This is a genomic window from Bacillus sp. FSL K6-0268 (assembly GCF_038005425.1).
In the GTDB taxonomy this organism is placed as follows: Bacteria; Bacillota; Bacilli; order Bacillales; family Bacillaceae_G; genus Bacillus_A; species Bacillus_A thuringiensis_S.
In genome coordinates, this window is the sequence record NZ_JBBOTF010000001.1 from 3,540,167 (window position 1) to 3,561,270 (window position 21,104).

Sequence of the window (21,104 nt, forward strand, 5' to 3'; positions counted from 1 at the left end):
AGTTGTTTTCAGGAAGATGGGTGAACAAATATGTCCTTTATTGATGAAGAAAATTATCGTATGAAACGTGCAGGGAAAAAGAAGCATAAAGGTATAGTTCTTTCTAGTATAGCGGGAACAATTGTAGGAGCTTCTTTATTTGCGTTTGGAGCTCCTTTATTTTCAAATTCTGCTGATACGCTTCCGCAAGCTGAAGCAAGCGGAAGTAATATGGCCGAAGCTCAAGGAATTAAACAGATTAGCTTTGTAGATGCTGTTGACCGTGCATCTGAAGCTGTTGTGGGCGTTATTAACATTCAACGAGATAACTTTTCAGAGGCAGATTCAGAGGCTGGTACAGGATCAGGAGTAATTTATAAAAAGACAAATGGTCAAGCTTATATTGTAACGAATAATCATGTTGTAGCTGGAGCGAATCGTATTGAAGTAAGTTTAAGTGACGGTAAGAAGGTTCCTGGAAAAGTATTAGGAACCGATGTAGTCACAGATTTAGCTGTATTAGAAATAGATGCAAAGCATGTGAAAAAAATAATTGAAATCGGCGATTCTAATACTGTTCGCAGAGGAGAGCCAGTCATTGCGATTGGAAATCCACTCGGACTGCAATTCTCTGGAACTGTTACACAAGGTATTATTTCAGCTAATGAACGTATTGTCCCTGTAGATTTAGATCAAGATGGACACTATGATTGGCAAGTAGAAGTGTTACAAACGGATGCGGCGATTAATCCGGGGAATAGTGGCGGTGCGCTTGTAAATGCAGCAGGACAATTAATTGGTATTAATTCAATGAAAATTGCTGCAAAAGAAGTAGAAGGAATCGGACTTGCTATTCCGGTGACTAGGGCTGTTCCGATTATGAATGAACTTGAGAAGTATGGAAAAGTAAGAAGGCCGTATGTTGGGATTGAACTTAGGTCATTAAATGAAATTCCAAACTATTATTGGTCAAAAACATTACATTTACCAGGTACTGTAACAGAAGGAGTTTGTATTTTGGATGTGAAAAGTCCTTCGCCAGGCGCAGATGCTGGTTTAAGAGAACATGATGTTATTGTGGCAGTAGATGGAAAACCGATTCGCGATATTATTGGATTCCGCACGGCCTTATATGATAAGGAAATTAATGATAAAATGACTCTTACGTTTTATCGTGGTACAAAAAGAGTAACAACAACAGTGAAATTAGGCATTCAAAAGTATTAAAAACAGGAGGGCCTACCTCCTGTTTTCTATTGTAGAAAAGTGAGGTGAAGAAAATGAATTTACCTTGTTGTTTAGAACATGTTGAATTAGCGTTAGATATTATTGTGGATGAGTGTGAAGTTGCGCCGGTTATCAACAATGTGGATAACTCAGAAAAAGAGAAAAAAACATGTGAATTTTGTCAAAATGAGGCGACATATGTTGTATCGAACACAGATTCTCACACAATATGTGGGTAGTGTTTGTGGATATGTGGATAAGTTTTGTGGATAACATGTTTGTAAGGTGGATGATACGTGTGAATATCTCGATTATTTCAATTGGGAAATTAAAAGAAAAATATTTGAAACAAGGTATAGCAGAATACTTAAAACGATTATCAGCATACGCAAAAGTAGAAGTAATTGAATTGCCCGATGAAAAGGCGCCAGAAAATTTAAGTGAAGCAGAAATGTTAATTGTAAAGGAAAAAGAAGGTATACGTATACTGGATAAAATTTCTGATGACACGCATGTGATTGCATTAGCTATAGAAGGAAAGCAAAAGTCATCAGAAGAATTTGCGGTAAGTCTAGATCGCCTTGCTACATACGGAAAGAGTAAAGTCGCATTTGTAATTGGTGGATCACTCGGACTAAGTTCAGAAGTGATGAAGCGTTCAAACGAATCACTTTCTTTTTCAAAGATGACATTACCACACCAATTAATGCGATTAGTATTGCTTGAACAAGTGTATAGAGCGTTTCGGATTAATCGTGGGGAACCGTATCATAAGTAAGATATTCTATGTAAAATAAAGGTAAGACACTGATATTATCATATTTATTTTATTATGCCTATAACTGGAGGCTATGTGAATGGTAAGTGATCAGACGAGATATTCTAGGCTCGCGAATATAACAAAAATAATAAATACGAAATTAGAACTACGTGAAGTATTGCAGCGTGTGACAATGGCGATATCAGAGGAGATTGTTAGGTGCGATGCTGTTGGAATTTATTTACCACAGGAAGATGGAACATTTAGAGGGTTTGCAGGAAAACCAGAGACCATAAATGGCGTAACGCTCGATACTCAGGTAATTGATCCTGAAATAGACTTACTGGCAAAAGAAGTTATTGAAACGAAAAAAACCATCTATATTCCTGATACCTCAAAGGATCATCGACCAGATCCGAGACCAGTTGATGCGTTTAAAATTAAGTCCTTATTAGCTCTGCCTATCTCATTTAGGCAAGAGTTATTTGGTCTGGTTTTTTTATTTGATTATGGGATTCCGATGAACTTAACAGATTCAGAAATTCAAAGTGTTGAAGCTTATGTAAATATGGCCGCGGTCGCAATTCAAAACGCAAATAATTTAACACAAAAGGAAAACCTTATTGCTGAGAAGCAGCTGTTACTAAATGTTACCCGTGATTTATCAATGTGTTCTTCGATACAGGAGAGTTTTGATAAATGCTTTTTTTACTTAGAACAGATTTTAGAGAGTAAAAATATGACTGTCCATCTTCTAGATCCGCTAGACAAAACAACGATTAAAACAACGAAATTAAGTAAGGGCTGTGATTGGACAGAAGCGGATCGGACAGAGAAAAGCTATGAAGCCAAGATCCAAGAGGTTATTCAAACAAAAAATATAGATAGTAAGGATCTATTGATGATTCCATTGGTTTCAGTGGGAGAAGTATTAGGGGTAATCGTCGTTGGCAAAGAAGGAAAAGCTCACAATTACGATAATTCTCAAATTCAACTAGCAAAATCTATCGTTGATGCCACAGCCCCTACGTTTTCAAATTTGTTATATATGGATCAACTAGAAAGCATAGTGAAAGAGCGAACGGGAGAGCTAGCTGCTGCTAATGAAAAAGTTACAAGTGTGATTGAATGTATTACGGATGGATTCTTTACTTTAAATAATAAATGGGAATTTACGTACGTAAATAAGCACCAATATTTTCCGCAAAGAAAAACAGCAAAAGATGTATTAGGAAAGAATATATGGGATGTTTTCCCGAGTGACATCGACACAGTTATGTATAAGGAATTTCATCGTGCGATGTCAGAGCGAACTACAGTTCATTTCGAATTTCTTTCTACTGCAGATGAATATTGGCACGAAGTTATTGCATACCCGTATGATGATGGTATTTGCTGTATTTTTAAAAACATAACGGAAAAAAAGAAATATGAACAGGAATTGAAAAGATTATCTAACATTGATTTAATAGGGCAAATGGCAGCAGGTATCAGCCATGAAATTAGAAATCCAATGACAACGGTACTAGGATTTTTGCAGTTATTAAAAGAAGAGAATACCTATGAGAAACATAATAAGTACTTTCATTTAATGATTGAAGAACTTAACCGTGCCAATTCTATTATTACTGAATTTCTCTCAATGGGTAATACAAGGAAATTAGATTTGCAGATGTTAGATTTAAATTCAATTATCCGCGATATTATCCCTTTAATAAAGATTGATACGTATAATCAAAATAAATATATTCAAGTCGATACAAATGACATTCCGGAATTACTTTTAAATCGTAATGAGATACGGCAATTATTAATGAATCTATATCGTAATGGCTTAGAAGCGATGAATACAGGGAAAGTTCTAACCATTAGCACCTACAAGGAAGGTCAAAATTGTGTGGTGCTTGCAGTGCACGATCAAGGAAAAGGTATCAGGCCTGAAGTCTTAGAGAAACTGGGTACGCCATTTTACACGACCAAAGATAATGGAACTGGATTGGGGTTAGGTGTATGTTATGCCATTGCTGCCCGCCATAATGCAAAAATAGAAATTCAAACAGGATCGGAAGGCACTACCTTTTTTGTTAAATTTAATTATAAAGATAATAAAAATTAAACTTATTTAGATTAGTTACGGTGAACTGTATCATAAATATTGATCCGAAATTAATCATGCCTTGTGTACCAACATGAAGTATTATTGGCTGTATATTGAATAAAAAATATAATCAAGAAAAAAGCACTTATCTTTACAAGATAGAGTGCTTTTTTATACGCATTTTATTATTTTAGATTTAACCGATATGTAATGAAGATGTACAGTAAATATGGGGGTATGCAAGTGCCTGGTGAAATCAAGTATACTCAATATAGGAAAAAAGAAGTATTAGATGTAATTAGGGGGGATTAACATATTTAAGGAAGATATGAAAAAAATATTGGCATCATTACTAAAAAATCCATTAGTAATAATCGTATACTGGATTTTTTGTTATGAGTTAGCTTTATTATGTATGTATGGGAGAATGAATAATAATATTTATATTTGGTTATTATCTATAGCATTTCTAATACTTATCATTATATTTACTACAATTAAAATTGTGAAAAATAGGGAACGCGAATCATCCAAATTATTAAATGTAAAGGGATGGAAATACATTTCTGTTCTAATACTTATCCTTATAACGTCTTTTTATGGGATAAAAATTTATAAAAGTGCAACGAATTATGGCGGTAAACTAGCATGGTTTATAGAAAGCGTAAAAAACGAAAGATCAGTTAAACTTGAGCGTGATAATATATATAAGTATGGTGTAGAGGGCATTTTTGAAGATATAAATAAGAAATATACTTTGCCAAAGAAGTTATATATGTCGGATGATTTTACTTTGGAATTTAAATCAGATGGAACAATTACATCATTTGATACTTTTCTTTATGGGAAAAATGCTGCTGGAAAAGAGGAAAGCTACTTAATATCTTATAATAAAAATAAATCAAAAGATATTTTTGTAGGATTAAATGGGTATGTTAACGCTGATTATAATGAAGATAAATTAGTAAAACCTTTAATTAAAACAGTTCAAGCCATTCCAGTTAAACAAACTGTAAGTAAGTGGAATGAAGATAAGTATGGGCTGGTCTATTATGGGAAAAGGAACTGGGGTTACAACAGAGAAGGAATTATTAATATTAATAAAGATGGGAAATTAGAGAAGCTTGAAGAAGCAAAGTCCGAAATAATTGGATATACGGTATCTATATTTATCCCTGGAAAAGAGAAAGAGGTAGTACCTGCTAGATATAATTTACTAGGTGACCCAAATTGGAGTAAGGAAAGTAGTTCTAAAAAGAAAAAGAAGAATTTAACTAATAATAATGAGCAATTTTACTTTTCAAAAGAAGTTGGTTATAAACTAGATGTCACAGATAAAGCATTAGGGAGCACCTTTTATTCACTAAGCAAGACAATTGATGGAGGGGAAACATGGGGAGTTATAAATGAAGACCCGTTCAATGAAGCGGTAGGTAGTGCATCAGGAATCATCTTTTTTAATGAAAAGCTCGGATTTTTAAGGGCAGCCAGACCCTCTGGAAATGAAGGGAGGTTATACCGTACAGATGATGGGGGTATAACTTTTAAAAAGTTGAGCTATACAAATTATGAAGTGAAACTAGAAAGTGGACAGGCAATAAATCCGTTTGATTTTCCTAATATGCCTTATGAGAAGGATGGAGTTTTTAACATGCTAGTAGGGCAAGGAGCAGATGGAGACTACAATGGTAATAGTAGTATACTTTATCAATCAAAAGATCAAGGTGAAACATGGGAGTATGTAAAAGAGGTTAAAGATAATTAATAGTGGGAAAGACCATTGGACAAAAATTACCGATGGTCTTTTAAACATTATTAGATGGTATGTACATTTCCTAAAATAAGTATGTTTCTATTTCTATAAAAATATGCTGTAATATGAAGAGGAAAAAGTATAAGTAGTTAGAGAAGTGAGGAATTAAAGGTGAAGAAGTTTAAGAAGTTTTACTTGGAGATTACGAGTGTGTGTAATCTTGCGTGTAGCTTTTGTCCGCCGACGGAAAGGCAGAAGCAATTCATTTCTGTAGAGGATTTTGCTAAAAGATTAGACCAAATTAAACCTCACACAGACTACATTTATTTGCACGTGAAGGGTGAGCCGTTGCTCCATCCGAAAATAGATCAGCTATTAGACTTAAGTCATGAAAAAGGGTTTAAAGTTAATATTACAACGAACGGAACGTTAATTAATAAGAGAAGGCATAGGCTGTTAAATAAGCCCGCGTTAAGACAAATGAATTTTTCACTGCATAGTTTTGATGGACACCCAGGTTCGCAAGATAAAGAGGGCTATGTAAGGAGTATACTTTCCTTCATTAGGGAAGCGACAAGTCAATCAGATTTAATTGTATCGTTAAGGTTATGGAATTTAACTCAGGATAATAAAACAAATGCTGAAATCCAGAAAAATAGAGAGTTATTATCCATAATTGAAAATGAATTTGATCTATCTTATCAGATTGAAGAGAAGCTTACACCAGGAAAAGGTATAAAAATTGCAGAACGTGTCTTTATTAATCAAGACTATGAATTCCAGTGGCCAGCATTACATGAAGAAGAGGATGATGGGAAAGGATTTTGTCATGGACTTCGTAATCAGGCAGGGATTTTAGCGAATGGGACGGTTATTCCTTGTTGTTTAGATGGTGAAGGGATTATTAACCTTGGAAATATTAATAATGATTCATTTTCTAACATTATAGAAGGTGAAAGAGCAACAAACATTGTCGATGGATTTTCAAAAAGAGTTGCGGTTGAAGAGCTTTGTAGGAAATGTGGATATCGTAAAAGGTTTGGGAAGTAAATATGAAATAAGCCCTCATAAAGCGAGGGCTTATTTTTTATTCTTGATAAGAATGCTCTAATTCATCAATTAATGAACCAACGTAAGAAACAGCTTTACGGATTGCATCTGATTTTGACATATCTACTCCGGCATGTTTCATTAGTTCAAGTGGTTTCATTGTACCACCAGCGCGAAGCACATTTAACCAGCGATCAATAGCAGGTTGTCCTTCCGCTTTAATCATTTGAGCTATTGCAGTAGCTGTAGTGAGGCCTGCGGAATATGTGTAAGAATATAGACCCATATAATAATGAGGCTGACGCATCCAAGTTAAGCCCGCACCTTCATCGATTTCTACAGAATCTCCCCAGAATGTCGAAAGGACATTTGTTTTAATTTCAGTTAAAGTTGTAGCTGTAAGGGCCTGTCCTTCTTCTGCTAGAGCATATACCCTACGTTGATATTCACCCTCAAGTAAATGAGTAACAAAGTTGTGATAATATGTGCCGAGTAGTTGTAGAATGACCCATCTGCGCATTCTCTTATCGTCAGTAGTCGCTAGTAAATGCTGAGCTAATAGTAATTCATTCATAGTTGATGGTGCTTCAACAAAGTACATAGATGGGCGTACGTTCATGATACGTTGGTTTTTATTTGCTAAATAGAAATGACCAGCATGTCCAAATTCATGTGCTAATGTGAAGCATCCACGCATCGTATTTTGCCATGTAATTAAAATATAGGGATGAGAGCCGTATGGACTTGAGCAAAATGCCCCGGTTGATTTGCCTACGTTATCTGCAAGATCTACCCATCTTTCTTTGAATCCTTTTTGGATTATTGAACTATATTCATCGCCTAATACTTTTAAAGAATCTTGAATGAGCGTGCCTGCTTCTTCATAAGTAATAGCTGGATTAAATTCGGGATCTAAAGGTGCATGTAAGTCGCAGAAAAGCATTTGATCGAGTCCTAATACTTTCTTTTTTAAATCTGCAAAACGGCGCATATGAGGTGCTAATTCTTTATAAATAATATCAAGTTGGTTGTTATACATTTCAAGTGGAACTCTTTGTGGTTCTAATAGCATATGGGTAACGGATTCATATTTACGTAAACGAGAAAGTGTTACTTGTTTTTTAACTTCAGTAGCATATGTTGTGGCAATTGTATTTTTATATTGTTTTAGTGTGGAAACAAATGATGAATATGCTTTTCGACGTATATATGTGCTTGGAGAAAATTCATATTTGCTTTCAAATAATGAGAATGAAACAGGGAGTTCGTTTCCTTGTTCGTCTTGTATAGAAGTGAAATCCATATCGGCCAATTTAGTCATGCCGTAAATTTTGTATGGAGAACTATGAACTTCGCCAAGTGCAGCAAGTGCTTCTTCTGTTTCAGGAGAGAGAGTGTGCTGCCTTTTTTTGAGTATCTCTAGTAACGACTTACGGAAAGGTTCAAGTTTTGTTTCGTCAGTTAAATATTTTTCAATTGTTCCTTCTTCAAGTGAGAGAATTTCATTATGGATAAAGGATAGTGCAGTATGTACTTTCGTCCATAAAGCAGAAATTTTGGAAGAGTTCGCTTGAATAACTGGATTTGTACGATCAGTAGATTCTTTTAAATTTGCATATGAATACAGTTTTGTTAACTTCATTAAAAGCTCTTCTTCTAAAAGTAGGCAATTTAATAAAGTTGTGGAGTTGGTATGTAAACGTCCTTTAAATGTATCAAGTTTCTGTATATCATTTTCTAATACGTTTAATGCGGTATGCCATTCGGCATCAGAATTATACAAATCGGATAAATCCCATGTTAGTTCAGCAGGCACCTCTGCGCGATTAAGGCGATTTTCCATTACATTTTTCAAGTCTATCTCCTCCTCATTAAGACTATTTAAAAACATGATACTAGAAAATTCAGTAAAATAAAAATATTTTATGTTTTTATATATTAAAAAGAAGGACAAGCACTTTTATGCTTGTCCTTCTTTTTAAATTTAAGAATTAATATACTTTATCGCCGTTGAAAATCGAGTTTTTCACGACAACATAATCTACAGTACGAATAGCATCTAATTTTGTTCCGCCAGCGTAAGAGATAGAAGATTGAAGATCTTGTTCCATTTCGATTAACGTATCTTCTAAAGAACCTTTATGCTCAACGAACATTTTCTTACCTTCAACGTTTTTCTTCTCACCCTTTTGGAATTCAGAAGCAGAACCGAAGTATTCTTTATAAAGTTTGCCATCTCTTTCGATTGTTTCCCCTGGAGACTCTTCGTGACCAGCGAATAGAGAACCGATCATGACCATAGTTGCCCCAAATCGAATAGATTTAGCTACGTCGCCGTGTGTACGAATACCACCATCAGCGATAATTGGCTTACTTGCAGCTTTTGCACACCAGCGAAGTGCAGCTAGCTGCCAACCACCAGTTCCGAAGCCTGTTTTAATTTTAGTAATACAAACTTTACCAGGTCCAATACCAACTTTTGTTGCATCAGCACCAGCATTTTCTAATTCTCTTACCGCTTCTGGAGTTCCAACGTTTCCAGCGATAACGAAGCTCTCTGGTAAATGTTTTTTTATATGTTGAATCATGTTGATCACAGCATTAGAATGACCGTGTGCGATATCAATCGTGATATATTCAGGTGTAATTTGCTCAGCAGCTAATTGTTGTACGAATTCATATTCGTCCTCTTTTACACCAACGCTGATAGAAGCGATTAATCCACGTGATTGCATATCTCTAATGAATGAGATTCGTTTCTCTGGTTGGAAACGATGCATGATATAGAAGTAATTGTTTTCAGCTAAATAAGTTGCGATTCTTTCATCAATAATCGTTTGCATATTTGCAGGCACGACAGGTAATTTAAATTTATGTTTTCCTAAAGTGACAGTTGTATCACATTCAGAGCGGCTATTTACAATACATTTTGCAGGAATTAATTGAATATCTTCATAGTCGAATACGTTTTCCATCATTTACACCCCTAAAATACGAATATTTTATTTTTATTAATCAAAAATGTTCGTCCATAGGATAATTTACATTATTTTTATTAAGAAGTCAAAGGATTTCTTAACATTTTTTGAAAAACTAGATGTTACATCTGAAAAATAACGTTAAAAACGAATTTAAAATGTATTTTTATTTATATTGTTCGTTTATGGTAAAGATTGAAAAATTGAGATAATTATATAAGGTTGTATGTATTCTTTTTATTTTTTTGGAGTGGGATGGAGGATACCATGAAAGAGTCAATGCTAACAATACGAGCAAAAGATGTTATCAATTAGTTGAACAATATATGAAATGATAAGGTTTATTTCTATATAAAAAGAGGAATCTGGTATGAACCACCTTTTTATGTAAGGTTTCAAGTATAATAAGTAGGGTAATAGTAACGTATACAAAAGATAAAAAAGAAAATAATACATAATAAAATGAGGTTAATATATGAGTAAAAAAAGTTTTTCTGATTATAAATTAAGTAAGGAAATTGTAAGGGCACTTACTGGGTTAGGATATGATCATCCAACAGAAGTACAAGGTGAGGTTATTCCAGTCGCATTACAAAAGAAGGATCTTGTTGTGAAGTCTCAGACTGGAAGTGGAAAAACAGCTTCATTTGGTATTCCACTTTGTGAAATGGTGGAGTGGGAAGAGAATAAACCACAAGCATTAGTTTTAACACCAACGAGAGAGCTTGCGGTGCAGGTAAAAGAAGATATTACAAATATAGGTCGATTCAAAAGGATTAAGGCTGCGGCAGTTTATGGGAAATCTCCATTTGCACGTCAAAAATTAGAATTAAAGCAAAAGACACACATTGTAGTTGGGACTCCTGGTCGTGTATTGGATCATATTGAGAAGGGTACCCTTTCTTTAGAGTGTTTGAAGTATTTAGTTATTGATGAAGCAGATGAGATGCTAAATATGGGCTTTATCGATCAAGTAGAGGCAATTATTGATGAATTACCTACAAAAAGAATGACAATGTTATTTTCAGCAACACTTCCAGAAGATGTTGAAAAATTGTCTCGTACATATATGAATTCACCAACTCATATTGAAATTAAAGCAGCTGGGATTACAACGGATAAAATTGAACATACTCTTTTTGAGGCGATAGAAGACGAGAAGTTTTCACTACTTAAAGATGTAACAATGATTGAGAATCCTGATAGTTGTATTATTTTCTGCCGTACACAAGAAAATGTAGATCATGTATATAGACAGCTAAAACGAGCTAATTATCCTTGTGACAAAATACATGGTGGTATGGTACAAGAAGATCGTTTTGAAGTCATGGATGATTTTAGAAAAGGAAAATTCCGTTATTTAGTAGCAACAGACGTAGCTGCGAGAGGAATTGATATTGATAATATTACACATGTTATTAATTATGATATTCCACTTGAAAAAGAAAGCTATGTACATCGTACTGGAAGAACGGGACGAGCTGGAAATAGTGGAAAAGCTATTACATTTATAACACCATATGAAAATAGATTTTTAGAAGAGATTGAGGATTATATTGGTTTTGAAATTCCAAAGGCAATTGGACCTTCAAAAGAAGAAGTTATGAAAGAGAAAGCTGCATTTGAAGAAAAGATACATGCTAAACCAATTATTAAGAAAGATAAAAATGCGGACATAAACAAAGGCATTATGAAGCTGTACTTTAATGGCGGGAAGAAAAAGAAAATTAGAGCGGTAGATTTCGTCGGTACAATTGCTAAAATTAAAGGTGTTACAGCAGAAGATATAGGCATTATTACGATACAAGATAACGTTTCTTACGTTGAAATATTAAATGGAAAAGGACCACTTGTCTTGAAAGTCATGAAGACTACAACGATTAAAGGGAAACAATTAAAAGTTCATGAGGCAATTAAGTAAATAAAAAACTATCCACTTTAATAGGTGGATAGTTTTTTATTTATGATTTTTTCAAATCATCAACTAGTTGCTCTGCTAAACGTCTATACATATTACTCATAGTCACGAAGGATGTTAATAGTAGAAATTTTTCTAGCTTTGTACCTTCTAAGGAAGAAATCTTATTTACTTCTGTAACACGTTTATTTACGTCTTGTTTAAAGTTTTCGACATTGCTTGCAGTAAGAGCAAGATAATTTTTATATAACGCATTTAATTCAAATGAATCATCGTTTAATAAGGAGTCATTTATATTTTCTAATGAACTTTTTATGTCGTTAATGGAGAGAGCTCCCTTTAATTGGTAAATCAGGCTAATTAAAATCATATGCTCTTTTGAATACTTTTTATTTTTGATAGGGATGAATAGTTTCCCTTTTGCGTAATTATTAATCATCGTTTTTGTTAATACTTTTTCATCATCAGTTCTCGTTGTATCTGCATAAGTATTCTCAAATAGTTGGACAACTTGGTCTACATATAAGTCAACATTTGGAATATCCTCAAGTTTAATATTTTTTTCTAAATGTAATGTCTCAAGTAATTCATTTATATTTTCCACGTAGAATCCCTCACTTTTATAACTTAGTGGAACTTAATGTTTAATATATCTTTAAATATGGTATTACGAAACAAATGAATTGTAAATGTTGACCTTAAAAAGAAATGTGTATATAATTACATGTAGTTATAAAAACTACATGTAATTATATGAGGGGTGTTATTATGAATACTTATGTAAGGGAACCAGTTAACGCATTTACTCACTTAGGTGGAGCGATCTTATCATTTATTGCCTTATTAGCTATGCTTGTGAAAGTTTCTATTAAGATGCCATCATTTGCTGCAATTACAGCTGTTATTTTGTTTGGTATTGGAATGATGGTCCTTTATGCGGCGTCAGCTGTGTATCATAGTGTTGTGGCCAATGAACGTGTTATTTACTTCTTTAGGAAGCTAGATCATTCTATGATTTTTATATTAATTGCAGGTACATATGCACCCTTTTGCTTAATTACATTAAATTCAGCAAGTGGTTTGCTATTATTTTGTTTAGTCTATGCAACTGCGATTTGTGGTATTGTGTTTAAAATGTTTTGGTTTAATTGTCCAAGATGGTTATCGACAGCAATTTATATTACGATGGGTTGGTTAATTGTTTTGTTCTTTGCACCGTTAGCTGAGAATTTAAGTACAGGAGGTATTGTTTTCTTAGTACTTGGGGGCATTTTTTATACAATTGGTGGATTTATTTATGGCACAAAGCCAAAATGGCTAGAGTTTAAATATATGGGACATCATGAAATTTTTCATGTTTTTGTATTATTAGGTAGTCTTGCGCATTTTCTAAGTGTATATTGTTACGTAATTTAATAAAAAAACGCCACATAATTTTTATTATGTGGCGTTTTTTTTATTACCTGATTAGAATCGTATATGTTATAAAATTATTATGGGATAAAATGTAAGTTTCTGTGTTCGCATGTTAAACATAGGATAAGAAATATGTGATATACTTTGAGAAGTTTATAATGAATGAAATATGGAGGACTATAATTATGGCAATACTTGTAACAGGTGGAGCAGGATATATTGGTAGTCATACATGTGTAGAATTACTAAATAGCGGTTACGAAGTTATAGTAGTGGATAATCTTTCGAATAGCTCGGTAGAATCCATAAATCGAGTGAAAGAAATAACAGGAAAACAATTTAAGTTTTATAAAGAAGATGTTTTAAATCGCGAAGCGCTTGACGCAATTTTTGAAGAAAATGTAATTGAAGCAGTTATTCACTTTGCAGGATTTAAAGCTGTAGGGGAGTCAGTAGCGATTCCATTAACATATTATCATAACAACATTACAAGCACGTTAGTGCTATGTGAAGTAATGCAGAAACATAATGTAAAGAAGATGATCTTTAGTTCATCTGCAACTGTATATGGTATCCCGGAAACGTCACCGATTACGGAGGAGTTTCCATTAAGTGCAACAAATCCATATGGTCAAACGAAATTAATGATTGAGCAAATTATGCGTGATGTAGCATTTGCAGATGCAGAATGGGGTATCGCATTACTTCGCTATTTCAATCCATTTGGTGCACACGAAAGTGGGCGTATCGGAGAAGATCCAAATGGAATCCCAAATAACTTAATGCCATATGTAACGCAAGTAGCAGTAGGTAAGTTAAAAGAATTAAGTGTATTCGGAAATGACTATCCAACGAAAGATGGAACAGGAGTCCGTGATTACATCCATGTTGTGGACTTAGCAAATGGTCACGTAAAGGCGCTTGAGAAAGTAATGAGTACAACAGGAGTAGATGCTTATAACCTGGGCACAGGCATGGGCTATAGTGTACTAGAGATGGTTGAAGCATTTGAAAAAGTTTCGGGCAAGAAAGTTCCTTATAAAATCACAGAGCGTCGCCCAGGTGATGTGGCAGTATGTTTTGCTGATGCATCGAAAGCAAAGCGTGAATTAGGCTGGGAGGCAACACGCGGATTAGAAGAGATGTGTGCAGATTCTTGGAAATGGCAATCAAATAATAAAAATGGCTATTTAGAAGTTTAATGATGAATAAAAAAATGACCTTTGCTTAAAAGCAAGAGGTCATTTTTTATATTCATTTTTTATTAAGTTTATTACCTAACCTAGAAAAGAACGTTCCCTGTTTTATAGGAATATTTGACTGGCAACACGTGTAGGAATCGATACTTTCAATATTAGTAAAGGTATTGATTATTAAGTATGCGCTCTATTTCTCGTCTTAGAACGAAAGTGTATTTAATATAGCCTAGTAGTAAGTGAATAAAGATTGAAAAGTGCTACAAAGGTATTGTTATAAATAAGGAAAATTATCGGAAAGGATATAGATGAGGGATCAACTGCCTGTAAAACCCCAACTGATTAAAGTTTTATTTTATGATCAGCCAGCAACACAAGAGCAATTTCAGCGAGCATATGTAAATTTATTAAAAGAAATGTAACTACTCAGCTTAATTAGGAAAAAGGGCATACCAAATACATGTTTTCATTCGAAAACATAAAAAAGAAAAGACTCCAATAAGAGAAAGAATCTAAATCAAACAGAGAATTTCTCTTATGAAGTTGTGCGATTCCAAGGAACCGTTCCGGTTTCTATAACTTGTCCTATCGCTTGTAAGACAGATTGTTTTTGTTTTTTCATGGTACTCATAAAGCTTCGTATCTGGCAAAAAGATTCTGCGCCTTTCTTACTTCGGAAAGTCCCAGACACTTTCTGTTTGACTTTCGTCATTCGAATATCCCGTTCCGCTTGATTATTATCAAATGGAATGTCTGGATGTTCTAAGAATGCTAGAATTCTGTCAGCATATTTGACGAAGCGATTCCATAAATTTTGAGCAGGCGTCTGCTTTCTTTTCTTTTTTAATTCTGTAGAAAAGACTGGTTGTTCTTTCAATATAGCTTGATAAACAGTAAACAGGTGCTGTTGCTTTACTTTTGGCAGATTTCCTTTGTATTGTTTTTTCAGCGTTAAAGCTTGCGTGAGAAATTTCTGCATCTGTTGCGCCCATTTTTGCCCCGTACTATCTATAATTCCTTGCAAATCTCGTAAGAGATGGGCATTACATAATACATGTCGGCAATCTGTATACGCATCATACGATTTCCAACCATCATGCATCGCAATTCCAGAAAAAGACGGTAAAATTCCGCCCGCATCCATTGCTTCTTTTCCGCGTTTGTGATGAATATGTTGCAATGTCACCTCCGGTGTACTGGCAGTATGTAACCATTGTGTTTTGTTTTCTACACGCATACCGGTTTCATCAAAATGGACAATAGGAGACTGCAGGATCTTTTCCGTTACTTTTTTTATGAATGGCTGCAATTGAGAAGCGAAAGCCTGTGTATGATTTACCAGGGTTCCTTCGCTTATAGAATGTCCAAAACAATCCTGAAAGAATTCTTTTGTTCGCTTCAAAGAAATGCATTGATAATGCGTTAAATAGGGAATCAGTCTTTTTATATTTGGACCATATTGAACAGGACGAGATACTGTCGAAGGAAATTGGGCTTCTTGGATAGAATGGCAATGTGGGCATTCTTTCTGTTCTACTTTATGTTCTGTCACTTCAATCTGAATAGGTGGTAAGTCATACACTTGGCGAATGCGATACCCTTTTACAGGCTCGTGGTTCAAGGAAGTATGACAACAAGTACAATATGTAGGAGAATGTGTAATCGTATGATCTGGAGTCGCTGTCAAACCAAGAGTATGTCCCTTGTGGCCTAACTGGCCACCGGTTTGACGATGAGACGGTTTGCGCAAACTTTTTGTAACAGGCTTACCTAAACCATCTGTAGAAGGTGGCTTATGACTATTTTTGGAGTTTTTTTTTGAAGCATTTTCTAGTTCTTGTATACGTTTTTCTAATTTAGAAAATGTTTCTTCAAATAAAGAAATAACAGCTTCAGGTCCTTTTTTATATGTATCTAAAATAATTTTTCGATCGACCATAATATTCACCTCCCCTGTTTGATATACTCAGTATTTACAAATAGGAGGCATATGAAACTAGTAAAATTAAAAAAAGCCACCGAAAGGTGGCTGAGTAGTTACAAAGAAATTAAAGGTTTTGATTCAAGCCTATTCCTTATACAAAATTGAGGATTTGAAACAATCAAAAACTGTTAAGGGTTACTATCGCGTTTTAGGTCCGTAATACAATTTTCTCATAAGAAAGAATGTATTACGGACCACCACCTATTACATAATAGGAGGAATTAATGAATTCGAACAAGTTGTTTGTGATATACTGTGTTTCCCTCTTGACTTGTATATGGTGGGAGACTTCGTCCGAAACAATTTGCAATAATATTGGAGTGAGCGGGATAAGAAATACGTATTTCATACAAATCAATAGTTTCATCTAAATTAGCATAAAAGACTGCGAGATGATTGCCTTGTAAAACATATGGGAATTCTACTTCTGCATTTTCACCAATTAATACAGGTAACTTTACAGGATTAGAATAATTAGACCAATCCCACACTTCTATATTTACATAGTGAGCGTAATATGCATCTAAATTTACAATGTTTATGACCGCTGAAATAGTTGCAGGTTCTCTTGTTAATACACCTGTAGAGTGAAAAACAGAATGATTTGGATAATGAAGAGGCATAAATATCAAACCTTTCTTAAAATGATAGGATTTTACAATATCTTATGCTAGAAGGTAGTAGAATGAGATAGAGGAATGTATTATTTTATTCATTTTTTATGGAAATTGAAAGCGTATTATTGAAATGTATTCCAACACTTGTATCATCGCTAGAGTCCGTTTATAATCAAGGAATCCTAGTTCATGTTTTGATAGGATTATTTATTATTGAAAGCGTTTTAAGTTCGCTCCTTTTTAAGGTAGGAGGTCTGACTTATACAGATGAAAAATTATGTATGTAGTTTTAAATGGGAAGAAAAATAATATAAGTATCACTTTATAGTGTGGGGAGGTTAAAAGTGTGAAAGGTAAAGATTTTCACACGAGTATATATGGGTTATGTAGGATTATTACTTTCAGGGGCAGCTTTATTTTTAAATAGTCTTGTTATATTAGGGAAAGCAGAGATGAAAAGTGCGGGTGTTTTTAATTTATTTGTGGGTGCACTACAAATTATTATTCCGTTTTATTTGATCATGATTTCTGACCAAAGCAATTGGACAGTGTATTCATATGCGGCTACTTTCTTATTTGGATTAACCTATTTATATGTAGGTGTTACTTTTATAAAGGGAATGGATAGTAGTGGTCTAGGATGGTTTTGTATTTGGGTAGCAATTATAGCCTTATTCTATATGGTTGTTTCATTTGTTCAATTTCATGATGTTGTTAATGCGTTAACATGGTTTATGTGGGCATTACTTTGGTACTTATTCTTTGTGCTAAATACACAAAAAAAGAATATTAATCAATATCTCGGACGAATCGCCTTCGTACAATCATGGGTAACATTGACTTTACCTTCACTATTTTATTTTATGGGAGTGTGGGGAGAGGGATTTGTATATGAACTATGGGTTTATGTATCAGTAATTTCTATTTTGTACTTTTGTTATTGTATTTTTAAATATAGAGTCCGTTAATATATTATCTGCATAAAAGCATGGAATCGTTAAACTGATTTCATGCTTTTTTTTATAATAGCCTTTTATAATAAAAGAAGTAGTATTTTATAAATTGCAAAAATGGGGATGATGAAATTGAAGAAAGTGTTGGTGCTAGGAGGAACAAGATTTTTTGGTAAACATTTAGTAGAGTACCTTTTGCAAGCTGGACACGATGTAACAATTGCCACGAGGGGAGTTACTGAAGATTCTTTTGGTAACGCAGTAAAAAGAATAATTGTCGATAGAGAAGATGGAAAACTACTAGAAGAGCGTCTAGAAGGAAAAAGTTATGATATTGTATACGATAATTTATGCTATAGTTCAAATGCAGCGAAAATGGTATGTGAAGTTTTGAAAGGAAAAACGAAGAAGTATATTATGACATCTTCAATGGCTGTCTATGAACCTGCATTAAGCTTGTTAGAAGAGGACTTTAATCCATACGAATATGCAATTACATATGGAGATAGGAATGATTTTAATTATAGTGAAGGAAAGCGATTAGCCGAAGCGGTTTTATTTCAATATGCAACATTCCCAGTCGTTGCAGTGCGTTTTCCAGTTGTTATTGGAGAAAATGATTATACGAAAAGGTTACAATTTTACGTTGAATGTGTTGTGAACCAAAACCCTATCGTTGTGGATCATGTAGATGGAAATTTGTCATTTATACATGAAAAAGAGGCAGGAGAGTTTCTAGCTTGGTGCGGAATGGAAAATGTGAAAGGACCAATTAACGCCTGTAGTAACGGGGTAGTTTCTACGGAAGAAATTATTCATTTCATAGAAGAGAAGACGGGAATAAAAGCACTTATCCAGGAAGCTGGGGAAAATATAGCTCCTTATAATGAGGTAACTAACTGTACGTTACATAATGGAAAGGCTCGTGAATTTGGATTTTTGTTCCGAGAGCTGAAAATAGAAATAAAAAATGTTTTAAAACATTATATAAATACAATGAAGTAATCATAAATCCCCCGGTGGCAATCCGGGGGATTCTGGAGGATTTCGACAATACTGATTTTACATTACCAAATTTACCTTATACGTACGACTAATGTTTTTGCGATTGAATTGCTTGTAAATACTTCTCGTTTACTTGGTCCCAGTTTACTGTATGCCACCAGTTGGTAACAAACTCGGGGCGCCGATTTTGATACTTTAAATAATAAGCATGTTCCCATACATCAATTACGAGTAAGGGGATTTTTCCTTCTTGCAAAGGCGTATCTTGATTTGGTGTACTCATAACAGAGAGTTCCTCACCGTCAAGAACAAGCCATCCATAGCCACTTCCAAAACGACTAATAGCTGCTTTGGAAAGTTGATCTTTTAAGTTGTCAAAGGTATTGAAATAATAATCAATTACTTTTGCAACGTCTCCATTAGGCTCACCGCCACCTCGTGGGCTCATCACTTCCCAAAAAAGACTATGACAATAGTGACCACCACCGTTATTTCGTACAGCTGTAACAATTTCCTTCGGTAAAGCATCTAAATTACATAGCAATTCTTCTAAAGATTTATTATGTAATTCAGTATAATTTTCTAAAGTAGCATTTAAATTGTTTACGTATGTCGCATGGTGCTTTCCATGATGAATGGAAAGTGTATTGCTATCGATATGTGGCTCTAGTTCATCATAGTCATATGAAAGCTTTGGCAATTGAAATGAAGACATAACATTCCCTCCTTTCTATTCAAAAGTTGGTCTAGGTAAAAATACTTTACCTGAGTCAAAAATACACTCATTTTCTATGGAAGTCAATAGTAAGTTCGTTAATTTTCTGAAAAATATTACAATAAAAGTAACACTCTCGCTTTCATTTGTGACTCCTATCCTTTTTGCTTATACTGTAAAGTATCAGGGTTTTGTTGAAATAGAAGGAGATTGTTTATGAGTGAAACGAAACAATTAATAGAGGAAGCAAGTAATTTTATTACGATTTGTTATAAAGAGCTTCATAAAGAACAATTGATAGAAGAACGTATAAAAGAAATTCAAATTGAGGTAGAGAAGACAGGGACATATGAGCATACATTTGAAGAACTTGTTCATGGTTCACGAATGGCATGGCGTAACAGTAATAGATGTATTGGAAGACTATTTTGGAGTAAGATGCACATATTAGATGCGCGCGAAGTAAATGATGAAGAGGGTGTATATAATGCATTAATTCATCATATTAAATATGCAACGAACGACGGGAAAGTTAAACCAACCATTACGATTTTTAAGCAATATCAAGGTGAGGAAAATAATATACGAATTTATAATCACCAATTGATTCGATATGCAGGATATAAAACAGAAATGGGAGTGATCGGTGACTCTCATTCCGCTACATTTACGGACTTTTGTCAGGAGCTTGGCTGGCAAGGAGAAGGTACGAATTTCGATGTATTGCCACTTGTGTTTTCTATAAACGGGAAGGCGCCTACATATAAAGAAATTCCGAGGAAAGAAGTAAAAGAAGTGCCAATTGAACACCCAGAATACCCTATTTCATCACTTGGAGCAAAATGGTATGGGGTTCCAATGATCTCGGATATGTGCTTAGAAATTGGCGGTATTTCTTATACAGCTGCTCCGTTCAATGGATGGTATATGGGAACAGAAATTGGGGCGCGCAACTTAGCGGATCATGATCGTTATAATTTACTTCCGGCTGTTGCGGAGATGATGGATTTAGATACATCGAGAAACGGTACGTTATGGAAGGATAAGGCGCTAATTGAGTTGAATATTGCCGTACTACACTCTTTTAAAAAACAAGGAGTTAGTATTGTTGATCATCATACTGCTGCACAACAATTTCAGCAATTTGAGAAGCAAGAAGCTGCTTGTGGTCGTGTTGTAACAGGTAATTGGGTGTGGCTTATTCCACCATTATCTCCAGCTACCACTCATATTTATCACAAACCGTATCCGAATGAAATTTTGAAGCCAAATTTCTTTCATAAATAATATTTAGTGCAGTTTTTTCTGCAAAATATAATTTTTTTAATTACTGTTATGTAGCAAATGGAAGCCTTTACTCTCGGTTATTTTTGGAAGAGGATTTTTGAACCAAGGAGTTCCTTATGTTATAATCAAATTTCTGTTTCGAAGACCTTATAGAAATATAAGGTCTTT

The 21,104-nt window shown here is 34.3% G+C and carries 18 protein-coding genes; 12 read left to right on the forward strand and 6 right to left on the reverse strand.

Features of this window, described 5'->3' with window-relative positions:
• Positions 1 to 30: 30 nt before the first annotated feature.
• The 6 genes from MHI28_RS18290 to MHI28_RS18315 all read left to right on the forward strand — a co-directional run bounded on the left by MHI28_RS18290 (position 31) and on the right by MHI28_RS18315 (position 6,867).
• The gene (locus MHI28_RS18290; RefSeq protein ID WP_000008032.1) at positions 31 to 1,206 is read left to right on the forward strand and encodes a S1C family serine protease; all 1,176 of its coding nucleotides are present in this window, start codon (positions 31 to 33) and stop codon (positions 1,204 to 1,206) included.
• A gap of 53 nt (positions 1,207 to 1,259) precedes the next feature.
• The gene (locus MHI28_RS18295; protein ID WP_001052827.1) at positions 1,260 to 1,445 is read left to right on the forward strand and encodes a CxxH/CxxC protein; all 186 of its coding nucleotides are present in this window, start codon (positions 1,260 to 1,262) and stop codon (positions 1,443 to 1,445) included.
• Between the two features lie 59 nt (positions 1,446 to 1,504).
• A complete protein-coding gene (gene rlmH, locus MHI28_RS18300; RefSeq protein ID WP_001027003.1) occupies positions 1,505 to 1,984 on the forward strand; it encodes a 23S rRNA (pseudouridine(1915)-N(3))-methyltransferase RlmH in 480 nt (159 codons plus the stop codon).
• A 79-nt stretch (positions 1,985 to 2,063) separates the two neighbouring features.
• Positions 2,064 to 4,082, forward strand: coding sequence for a GAF domain-containing sensor histidine kinase (locus MHI28_RS18305; protein WP_000253122.1), 2,019 nt, complete (start codon positions 2,064 to 2,066; stop codon positions 4,080 to 4,082).
• 310 nt (positions 4,083 to 4,392) lie between these two features.
• Positions 4,393 to 5,829, forward strand: a complete 1,437-nt coding sequence (locus MHI28_RS18310; protein ID WP_000721638.1) for a WD40/YVTN/BNR-like repeat-containing protein — start codon at positions 4,393 to 4,395, stop codon at positions 5,827 to 5,829.
• A 159-nt stretch (positions 5,830 to 5,988) separates the two neighbouring features.
• Positions 5,989 to 6,867 (forward strand): radical SAM/SPASM domain-containing protein, encoded by an 879-nt coding sequence (locus MHI28_RS18315; RefSeq protein WP_000713633.1) that lies wholly within the window; start codon positions 5,989 to 5,991, stop codon positions 6,865 to 6,867.
• A 37-nt stretch (positions 6,868 to 6,904) separates the two neighbouring features.
• Here MHI28_RS18315 and pepF read toward each other — a convergent pair whose 3' ends face one another.
• Both pepF and guaC read right to left on the reverse strand, forming a co-directional pair.
• Entirely contained in the window at positions 6,905 to 8,722 is a 1,818-nt protein-coding gene (pepF, locus tag MHI28_RS18320) for an oligoendopeptidase F (RefSeq protein WP_000800232.1), read from the reverse strand.
• A gap of 136 nt (positions 8,723 to 8,858) precedes the next feature.
• Positions 8,859 to 9,842 (reverse strand): GMP reductase, encoded by a 984-nt coding sequence (guaC, locus tag MHI28_RS18325; protein WP_000432438.1) that lies wholly within the window; start codon positions 9,840 to 9,842, stop codon positions 8,859 to 8,861.
• A 478-nt stretch (positions 9,843 to 10,320) separates the two neighbouring features.
• Between guaC and MHI28_RS18330 the strand changes: the two genes are divergently transcribed.
• Positions 10,321 to 11,766: a DEAD/DEAH box helicase gene (locus MHI28_RS18330; protein WP_000039346.1), complete on the forward strand. Its 1,446-nt coding sequence runs from the start codon at positions 10,321 to 10,323 to the stop codon at positions 11,764 to 11,766.
• Between the two features lie 40 nt (positions 11,767 to 11,806).
• Here the strand turns inward: MHI28_RS18330 and MHI28_RS18335 are convergent, their stop codons facing one another.
• A complete protein-coding gene (locus tag MHI28_RS18335; protein WP_000427875.1) occupies positions 11,807 to 12,367 on the reverse strand; it encodes a DUF1836 domain-containing protein in 561 nt (186 codons plus the stop codon).
• A 164-nt stretch (positions 12,368 to 12,531) separates the two neighbouring features.
• Here MHI28_RS18335 and trhA point away from each other — a divergent pair, with 164 nt between their 5' ends.
• A complete protein-coding gene (trhA, locus tag MHI28_RS18340) occupies positions 12,532 to 13,179 on the forward strand; it encodes a PAQR family membrane homeostasis protein TrhA (protein ID WP_001099726.1) in 648 nt (215 codons plus the stop codon).
• Between the two features lie 185 nt (positions 13,180 to 13,364).
• The gene (gene galE / locus MHI28_RS18345; RefSeq protein WP_000996551.1) at positions 13,365 to 14,381 is read left to right on the forward strand and encodes a UDP-glucose 4-epimerase GalE; all 1,017 of its coding nucleotides are present in this window, start codon (positions 13,365 to 13,367) and stop codon (positions 14,379 to 14,381) included.
• Positions 14,382 to 14,910: 529 nt separating this feature from the next.
• On the opposite strand, the gene tnpC is transcribed toward galE, so the two are convergent.
• Both tnpC and MHI28_RS18355 read right to left on the reverse strand, forming a co-directional pair.
• A complete protein-coding gene (gene tnpC / locus MHI28_RS18350) occupies positions 14,911 to 16,314 on the reverse strand; it encodes an IS66 family transposase (RefSeq protein WP_340828062.1) in 1,404 nt (467 codons plus the stop codon).
• A gap of 266 nt (positions 16,315 to 16,580) precedes the next feature.
• Positions 16,581 to 16,982, reverse strand: coding sequence for a hypothetical protein (locus MHI28_RS18355; RefSeq protein ID WP_001128270.1), 402 nt, complete (start codon positions 16,980 to 16,982; stop codon positions 16,581 to 16,583).
• Between the two features lie 371 nt (positions 16,983 to 17,353).
• Between MHI28_RS18355 and MHI28_RS18360 the strand changes: the two genes are divergently transcribed.
• Both MHI28_RS18360 and MHI28_RS18365 read left to right on the forward strand, forming a co-directional pair.
• Positions 17,354 to 17,944 (forward strand): AmiS/UreI family transporter, encoded by a 591-nt coding sequence (locus MHI28_RS18360; protein WP_000542567.1) that lies wholly within the window; start codon positions 17,354 to 17,356, stop codon positions 17,942 to 17,944.
• Positions 17,945 to 18,046: 102 nt separating this feature from the next.
• A complete protein-coding gene (locus tag MHI28_RS18365; protein ID WP_003310130.1) occupies positions 18,047 to 18,934 on the forward strand; it encodes an NAD-dependent epimerase/dehydratase family protein in 888 nt (295 codons plus the stop codon).
• Between the two features lie 88 nt (positions 18,935 to 19,022).
• Here MHI28_RS18365 and sodA read toward each other — a convergent pair whose 3' ends face one another.
• On the reverse strand, positions 19,023 to 19,649 hold the full coding sequence (gene sodA / locus MHI28_RS18370; protein ID WP_000094037.1) for a superoxide dismutase [Mn]: 627 nt from the start codon (positions 19,647 to 19,649) through the stop codon (positions 19,023 to 19,025).
• A 216-nt stretch (positions 19,650 to 19,865) separates the two neighbouring features.
• On the opposite strand from sodA, the gene MHI28_RS18375 reads away from it, so the two are divergent.
• Positions 19,866 to 20,936 carry a nitric oxide synthase oxygenase gene (locus MHI28_RS18375; RefSeq protein WP_000005086.1) on the forward strand — a complete coding sequence of 357 codons (1,071 nt, stop codon included), beginning with the start codon at positions 19,866 to 19,868 and terminating at the stop codon, positions 20,934 to 20,936.
• Positions 20,937 to 21,104 lie beyond the last annotated feature (168 nt).

Coding starts and splice junctions, on each gene's coding strand:
- MHI28_RS18330 (WP_000039346.1), top strand. CDS start 10,321: ATGAGTAAAAAAAGTTTTTCTGATTATAAATTAAGTAAGGAAATTGTA.
- MHI28_RS18295 (WP_001052827.1), top strand. CDS start 1,260: ATGAATTTACCTTGTTGTTTAGAACATGTTGAATTAGCGTTAGATATT.
- guaC (WP_000432438.1), bottom strand. CDS start 9,842: ATGGAAAACGTATTCGACTATGAAGATATTCAATTAATTCCTGCAAAA.
- MHI28_RS18310 (WP_000721638.1), top strand. CDS start 4,393: ATGAAAAAAATATTGGCATCATTACTAAAAAATCCATTAGTAATAATC.
- MHI28_RS18375 (WP_000005086.1), top strand. CDS start 19,866: ATGAGTGAAACGAAACAATTAATAGAGGAAGCAAGTAATTTTATTACG.
- MHI28_RS18290 (WP_000008032.1), top strand. CDS start 31: ATGTCCTTTATTGATGAAGAAAATTATCGTATGAAACGTGCAGGGAAA.
- MHI28_RS18365 (WP_003310130.1), top strand. CDS start 18,047: ATGGGGATGATGAAATTGAAGAAAGTGTTGGTGCTAGGAGGAACAAGA.
- trhA (WP_001099726.1), top strand. CDS start 12,532: ATGAATACTTATGTAAGGGAACCAGTTAACGCATTTACTCACTTAGGT.
- MHI28_RS18360 (WP_000542567.1), top strand. CDS start 17,354: ATGGGTTATGTAGGATTATTACTTTCAGGGGCAGCTTTATTTTTAAAT.
- sodA (WP_000094037.1), bottom strand. CDS start 19,649: ATGTCTTCATTTCAATTGCCAAAGCTTTCATATGACTATGATGAACTA.
- galE (WP_000996551.1), top strand. CDS start 13,365: ATGGCAATACTTGTAACAGGTGGAGCAGGATATATTGGTAGTCATACA.
- MHI28_RS18305 (WP_000253122.1), top strand. CDS start 2,064: ATGGTAAGTGATCAGACGAGATATTCTAGGCTCGCGAATATAACAAAA.
- MHI28_RS18355 (WP_001128270.1), bottom strand. CDS start 16,982: ATGCCTCTTCATTATCCAAATCATTCTGTTTTTCACTCTACAGGTGTA.
- tnpC (WP_340828062.1), bottom strand. CDS start 16,314: ATGGTCGATCGAAAAATTATTTTAGATACATATAAAAAAGGACCTGAA.